The 6,128-nt window shown below is 61.9% G+C and carries 6 protein-coding genes and 1 pseudogene; 5 read left to right on the top strand and 2 right to left on the bottom strand.

Features of this window, described 5'->3' with window-relative positions; all coding sequences use genetic code 11:
• Positions 1 to 876 precede the first annotated feature (876 nt).
• Both ACR652_RS03900 and ACR652_RS03895 read right to left on the bottom strand, forming a co-directional pair.
• Entirely contained in the window at positions 877 to 1,122 is a 246-nt protein-coding gene (locus ACR652_RS03900) for a hypothetical protein (RefSeq protein WP_434505211.1), read from the bottom strand.
• A 434-nt stretch (positions 1,123 to 1,556) separates the two neighbouring features.
• Positions 1,557 to 1,823: a hypothetical protein gene (locus tag ACR652_RS03895; protein ID WP_434505210.1), complete on the bottom strand. Its 267-nt coding sequence runs from the start codon at positions 1,821 to 1,823 to the stop codon at positions 1,557 to 1,559.
• A gap of 353 nt (positions 1,824 to 2,176) precedes the next feature.
• On the opposite strand from ACR652_RS03895, the gene ACR652_RS03890 reads away from it, so the two are divergent.
• The 5 genes and pseudogenes from ACR652_RS03890 (at position 2,177) to ACR652_RS03870 (ending at position 4,786) form a co-directional block, all read left to right on the top strand.
• On the top strand, positions 2,177 to 2,410 hold the full coding sequence (locus tag ACR652_RS03890; protein WP_434505209.1) for a hypothetical protein: 234 nt from the start codon (positions 2,177 to 2,179) through the stop codon (positions 2,408 to 2,410).
• 342 nt (positions 2,411 to 2,752) lie between these two features.
• On the top strand, positions 2,753 to 3,082 hold the full coding sequence (locus ACR652_RS03885; RefSeq protein WP_434505208.1) for a hypothetical protein: 330 nt from the start codon (positions 2,753 to 2,755) through the stop codon (positions 3,080 to 3,082).
• 267 nt (positions 3,083 to 3,349) lie between these two features.
• Positions 3,350 to 3,691 (top strand): hypothetical protein, encoded by a 342-nt coding sequence (locus tag ACR652_RS03880; RefSeq protein ID WP_434505207.1) that lies wholly within the window; start codon positions 3,350 to 3,352, stop codon positions 3,689 to 3,691.
• A gap of 112 nt (positions 3,692 to 3,803) precedes the next feature.
• Positions 3,804 to 4,016 (top strand): annotated as a pseudogene (locus ACR652_RS03875) (response regulator); the annotation flags it as partial.
• 119 nt (positions 4,017 to 4,135) lie between these two features.
• Positions 4,136 to 4,786: a histidine kinase dimerization/phosphoacceptor domain -containing protein gene (locus ACR652_RS03870; RefSeq protein ID WP_434505206.1), complete on the top strand. Its 651-nt coding sequence runs from the start codon at positions 4,136 to 4,138 to the stop codon at positions 4,784 to 4,786.
• Positions 4,787 to 6,128: the final 1,342 nt, after the last annotated feature.

Below are 6,128 nucleotides of genomic sequence, written 5' to 3'. Positions count from 1 at the left end.
GGCGTTGATGGCGAAGGCGCCAGAACTCCTCGCCTCCCCCCCTGATATCCACAAGATCGACATCTTGGCGGACAAGCTTCCGCGTTGAGGGGAGAAGAACGCAAAACGCCCCGCCAGTCCATCCGTGGTCGGGGCGTTCTTTTGTATCTGGATTGCGTCTGAAACGTTACGCCGATCGTTTGTGAAAGGCAATCGCGGCGATATGCTTGCGGCGGAGGTGTGCCAATGGCCGAACCGAAAAAGCCCACCCGCGCTTATCGCGCGCCGTATCAATAGGCCCCCATCGCCCGCATGGACGAGTCGCACATCAGCGACCGCCACGTCTACCGCATGCTGTCCGATTACCGCATCACGCTCGGGCGCAAAGCGCCGGGCAGAAGGCGGCCTGAAATGCTCCGCACAAGGCATTGAAATCACTGGCCTACCCACATTTTGCGAAAGCGGATTTGCCCGGTCCCCTGGACTAGACTAGGCGCTAGAAACAAAGACGCCCGCCTCCGTTAGGAGTGCGGGCGTCTGTCAGAGTAAAGATTGAGTTCTTCCCCCATCCAGCCGTTGCGCTCTCTTTTGGTCTGGCGCATTCGGCACTCTGACAACGCGCCTTTAGCCCGGATTATCCACGGATTCAAGAACCGGGGTTACGCCGCCAGCGCCATCTCCCGCCTGATCTTCGCCGCCGCCCAAGCCGTCGCCAAGCACCTACCGAAGGTCCACCCCAGCCCGAGCCGCTGGCCATCCCGAAAGCGGCGCCACGCGTCAGCCCCGCGCGTTCGAAGGTCGGGCCTGTCGGGGGACGTAGCGGCGGCCGATCCTTCGAGATTCGGCTTTCGTTGGCTCGGCCGCCTCCGCCGCTCTGGCGTGGTTGAGATTTCGCGCTCATTTCTCCCCCGACAAGCCCGGCGGCCACAGTGACGGAAAGCGCCAGCCGCCGCGCGAATCCATGGGCGGCCTCTTGCCTTTCCTCTCGCGCCAATGCGCCGCCCATGCCCTCCCGGCGTCGCTGTCGGCGGCAATCCAGACGAGCGCCATCTGCGAGGCTGAAGGACGGTCGGAAGCATAGGCCCGAACCGCCTCGACGATCTGCCGGGCGGAGCGTTTCTCGGCAGCCATCTCCTCGACCATGGCGACGATCTCGGCGAGCGGGTCGCCTCCGCGTGTGCGCGCATCATGCGCACGCGACGCGCACGCGTGTTTTTCTGAAACTTGGGTTTTAAGAAGGAATATTGCATCGTTCGTGCTCGGTTGGTGAGGCCCGGAGCGAGGGCATAGGACGCCAGCCCCAAGCCGGAGCGGCGTTCCCGTGCCCTGCGATCTTGCTCGGTCGGAGCCGGCCGTCGCATCAGGCCTCACGCGTGCAAGCGGCACCGCGTGAGTCGGTGGCTACTTTCGACGCTGCCGTCGCGCCGCTCGCTGGGCTTCCACTTTTCGGACTGCCCTTGGCCTATGGCGAGGCCCCACAGTAGGCCGCAACTGTCCCGCCGCTGCCGTCGTAACCGACCAGCGGGAAGGTCGCTCCCGCGTGCGGGGCGACAATGAGTGCGATGGAAGGTGTGCGGCTACGGCGGCCCGGCGCGCGCGGCAAAGGCGAAAAGCGGGAGCGACTCGGCGTCGCCGAGCTCATCGTCCTCGAGGTCAACGTCGCCCTGCAGTTCGTCCGCCAGCGCAATGAGAGCGGCGCCGAGTTCGGGCAGGCCGGGGAGGTCCGGGATGTCGAGGTCGCCGAGAGCGTTGAGGGCGCGGGAGACACGCCGCTCGAGCCCCGCCGGCGGCTCCACGAAGGTCCGAGGCGCATCCCGGCGCCGGGGGAGCTCGATCAACGTCACGGCGCGCTGTCCGTCTGCTCCTTCCCGACATCCTCGAGCAGCTCCGAGATTTTCTCGGCAAGCGCGCAAGACTTTGCGGAGGCGCTGAATAGCCACTCCAATTGCCCTCGCCCAGACGGTGGTGGGATAAGCGAGTGGCAGGTTCGCCGTCTTACTCGCAATTATTCGGCGCAGTTTGAGAGGCAGGGCTGTTGGGTTCGCCTTCGTGAAGCGAGCCCGCCGGAGTGTCTGGACGCCGAGAATGACGAGTGAGGCAGATAACGTTGAGGCGGCGCTCGTGCGCGGGGGTCGTGTTCTCAGACCACGATGGTATTGTCTCTGTGCGGCTTGCAAGATCGAACGAACTCTGAGCAATGGCCGAGACGCTGAGCCCCGCGACGATAATCGAAACACTGCGATCCATGGGGCTTTTGGACGGGAAGCTTACTTACGAGGAATCAGCCGAAGGCTGGCGCATTCGGGCGCAGGGCGGCCTTATTGTGCAGATGCGCAAAAGCGGTGAGCTCGTGATCTCTGGCAAAAATACCCACGCTGTGCGCAGGGCGCTCGGAATGACCGGCCGTGGCAAGCTGAAGCCTCCGGCGTGATCCAAGCGAGCGGCGGCCAGGGGCTCAAGAAAAAGCCCGGCGCTGGGCCGGCCGTGACGCTCTGGAAAGCGCGGGAGGGATGATCGCCTCGCGGAGGCCGTCCCCTACGTCTCCGGCGTCATGATCGCGCTGGCGCGCTGACCGCTGGTCCCGATCGCCTGGACCGTGATCCTGGTCGCGTTCGGCGCCGTCTTCCTCACCTAGGAACGAAGGTCGCGACCGCCGCCGAGATGGGCGAGCGCCTCTTGCCGTCCTCAAGCATTTTTTCCGAATCTGATCCGTAGTCAAAAACGACGTTCAACTGTAATTCGATCAGTGAAATCCGAGACTAAGGGTTAGAACGTGGTCGATAAAACCCAGCCCGGGCACAAGCGCCGTTACGGCTTGAAGCTGAGGGCATTGCTTATTCAAGCAAGCTTTGCGCTTCGGGCGAAGCTCGACGAGCTTGAGGCTGAGAATGCCGAGCTTAGACGACGCCTCGAAGAGGCCAACGGCGTGCCTGTGCTGCCTTCGCTGCTCGAAAAGCTCTCGCCGGGAGCGCGCATCGAGTTTGATAGGTGTCGCCGCGGCCTCAAAGGCGAAAGCGACGAAGAGAAGTTCGTTTCTCTGGTCGAGATGTTCTTGCGATCGAGCGCCCGCAATCGGGTCAGCGACGACTTTACCGCCGATTAGCGCAGCGCGGCGGATTCGTTGGATTCGTCCTCGAGACCCGCGGCATAGGCCTCATTTTTGAGAAAAGTGCGTCCAGTCACGGTAAGCTAAATGGCGCCACCGTCAAAACTGATGCAATCCAATTTGCTCGGCCGATATAAGGCGCCGGCGCAAGTCTAGAACCCCGGCTTGTTGTGCAGGCAACGCGAGTGAGACCCTACCTCAAGTCCCAGCTCGCGTTGCCACCTGAATCACGGCAGCGTCGTGCGGTGGAGCTAGCGTAGGACCATGAACAACGACGTGGCGCCCAAGCCGCTGGATATCGCGACGATCGTTGAAAAGCTGCGATCTACCGGCCTCGCTGGCTCGGCGTTAACGTGCGAGCAATCAGACCACGGCTGCCTTATTCGCGCGAAAGGTGGCCTCGTCCTCCACATACGCAAAGACGGCAAATTACTGATTACAGGCAAACATTCCACCATCCTGAGAAGAGCGCTTGGGTTTGCCGGACGGCCTGCCACCTGCCTGTCCAGCCCGGAGGAAATCAAAGCCGCAGGGGTCATCTTAGTTTCGGGGAACGGCGATGATGCAGGATCGCGGAAGGCTGGGCCGGAGCAGGACGGCAAATGACCCAGCTCCTTTGGATCGCCGCGGTTATCGCCGCGTTGGGCGTGCTGGTCGTCTATATCTTCAGCCCTTACCCCCATGGCTGATAGCATGACGAAGTGGCACTGGCCGGCGCATTGCCGCGGTCGCGCGTTTGAAGCCTGACATGGCGATCGTGGACATCGGCCTGCCGGGCATGGACGGCTGCGCGTTAGCCCGAGAAGTCAGGAAATTGCCAGAAGGCAAAAATCTCATGCACATGGCGCTAAGTGGGTGGGGCCAAGATGAAGTTCGCCAGCGCGCGGTCAAGGCGGGGTTTGATCAGTTTTTCATCAAGCCGCTGGACCCCCACCGCCTTGGAAAGGTTGCTGGAATCTGCCTATCCTCGGCAAACATGAGGGGCGCGGCAGGGGGAGGGATGGCCGCGGCTTCGCCGGCGGCCGTCATTGAGGAGCACAGGCTGTGCCAATGGACCCTATCGAGGATTTGCGCGCGCGGATCAGCGAACTTGAGGGAAAGCTCGCTGAAGCGGAGCAGCGCAGCAAGGAGTTCGCCGGTCAATGCGCCGAGCAGCAGCATCGGATTCGCAACGCCTTGCAAGCCCTCTCGCTGCTGCTGTCCGCCCAAGCGCGGACAACCGGACAACCCGAATTCTGCCTGCGCTGCATCTCGAGGTTGGCCAGCATCTGCGAACTGAACGAGGCGCTCTGCGGCAGCGAAGAACAGGTCTCAGTCGCGCAGCTCTTGCCTACGCTCGCCCACTCAATCCAACAGGCGTTCGCGGATAGGGTTAAATTTGATACCCATGTGGAGGACGATGTTCGCCTCGATCATCGTCGGGCGCGTTGCCTCGGACTTGTCTATTCCGAGGCCGCGATGAACGCTCTGAAGCATGGGTTCCCTGGCAAAGCCTCCGGATCATTGCGAGCGACATTCAGAAGGCAAGGAAATGTGTTCGAACTGATCGTGGACGATAATGGTGTTGGGTTCGTTCCTCCCGCTTCCGTCTCAGGCCACGGCCTTGGCTATATGGGCGACTTGGCGGATCAATTGGCGGGCGCCGTGCAGTTTGAGAGGCTTCAGCCCGGCGCCCGGGTTCGCCTAACTTTCCCCAGCTGACCTCAAGGCTCAGCCTGGCGAGCCGCGATCTCATGGGATTGCCCGACGGCCGCGGTGATGACAGCCAGTTCCTGCTCTAACTGCTCCCGCTTACGGCCCAGGATTTCGCCTCATCGACCCAATCTTTTCTCTCGCCCGCGCTTCGAGCGTTGTGCAAAGATAAGGTGTTCCTTGAGAGTTTGGACCGTGGGGGCCATCGCGTTTTGCATCTCGCGGTTGATCTTCGCGTTTATCAATTGCGCAGAGAAGGCATGGCCCACAATGGCCGTCTAGCTTGTGATCGTCTGCCGGCAAGCAGACGGGAAGACGACATTGTCGCGCATCTCGAACTGATTTGGCAGGCTCTCCTGTCTGCGGGAATTATCAGCCGCAACAGCTTCTCGGCGCTACGACCACGGCGGCCGGGAATTCTCGGGGAGACATCGAGAAAGACGTCCCGCAGGTTTTCGGAACAAGCGGCGCGTTCATGGCCGGAGCAGATGGAGCTTTTGAAGGGATAGCGAAGGCTGGAGGCTCCGGAAAACAAACATCGCCGCCAATCCTCGCCTGAGTTCTCTCAATGCCAGGCTATGCAGCGGTCGTAAAGAGGCCCCGCTACGCGACGGACCGTCCCACCAAGACAACGCAATCGGGGATTTCCCGGAGTCGCAGGCTCCCGATGCGGCGCCGCGCAGCAGCAATGAAAGGGGTGACGATTGCTCAGAAGCTGAGGACCTCGCGGGGGACAGTCGGCGAGGCCTTAGTTGTTCACAAACTTGAGGGTTTAAACCACGCCTCTCGGCGCTTCACTATATCCGGGCGGTCCTGCTCGCTTGCATGGCTTGTGGCGATCGAAGAAGCGCCAGAGCGAGCCGATGCTGAAAACATGCCCACGCTTGGCGAGCCGAGCCCTGTAGCTCCTTCAGCGTGAAGTCGCAGGTTTCCTCGACCAACGAGAGGATCAGGCTCTTGTGCGCATCGATGCGCCCGACCAGCGGTCCCCATCGTGTTTCTAGGAGGCCGGGCTGCCGGTCTCCTTCTGCCTCTGACACCCTCGAATCGCGCTTGCCGCGGAGACGCCGAACCGTTCCGCATCCTGCCGCCGAGACATGCCACTAGACGGCGGCCACGACGCGTTCTCGGAGATCAAGCGAAAGGGTCTTCTTCGACATACCTGCCGGCGTCTTTCGCTAGTGTCCTGACTCTCAATTGCCGCCCAAAGACTCAAGCGGCGTGGGCTTTGTCGAGCGCCGCGCGGGCCCGATGGATTTTTTCGAGGATAGCCTCGCCTTTCGCCTTCCATTTATAGGGACGCGGATTGGCGTTGCGCTCGTCGAGATAAGCATTGATGTCCTCGACCAGT

The organism is Methylocystis sp. (genome assembly GCF_051061225.1).
Classification (GTDB): Bacteria; Pseudomonadota; Alphaproteobacteria; order Rhizobiales; family Beijerinckiaceae; genus Methylocystis.
The sequence above is the reverse complement of the archived record's forward strand: the minus strand, read 5'-3'. Positions and strand labels throughout refer to the sequence as shown.

Bases quoted from the DNA above. Each gene is read 5' to 3' on its own strand.
- ACR652_RS03900 (WP_434505211.1), bottom strand. From the start codon at position 1,122: ATGGTCGAGGAGATGGCTGCCGAGAAACGCTCCGCCCGGCAGATCGTC.
- ACR652_RS03890 (WP_434505209.1), top strand. From the start codon at position 2,177: ATGGCCGAGACGCTGAGCCCCGCGACGATAATCGAAACACTGCGATCC.
- ACR652_RS03870 (WP_434505206.1), top strand. From the start codon at position 4,136: ATGGACCCTATCGAGGATTTGCGCGCGCGGATCAGCGAACTTGAGGGA.
- ACR652_RS03880 (WP_434505207.1), top strand. From the start codon at position 3,350: ATGAACAACGACGTGGCGCCCAAGCCGCTGGATATCGCGACGATCGTT.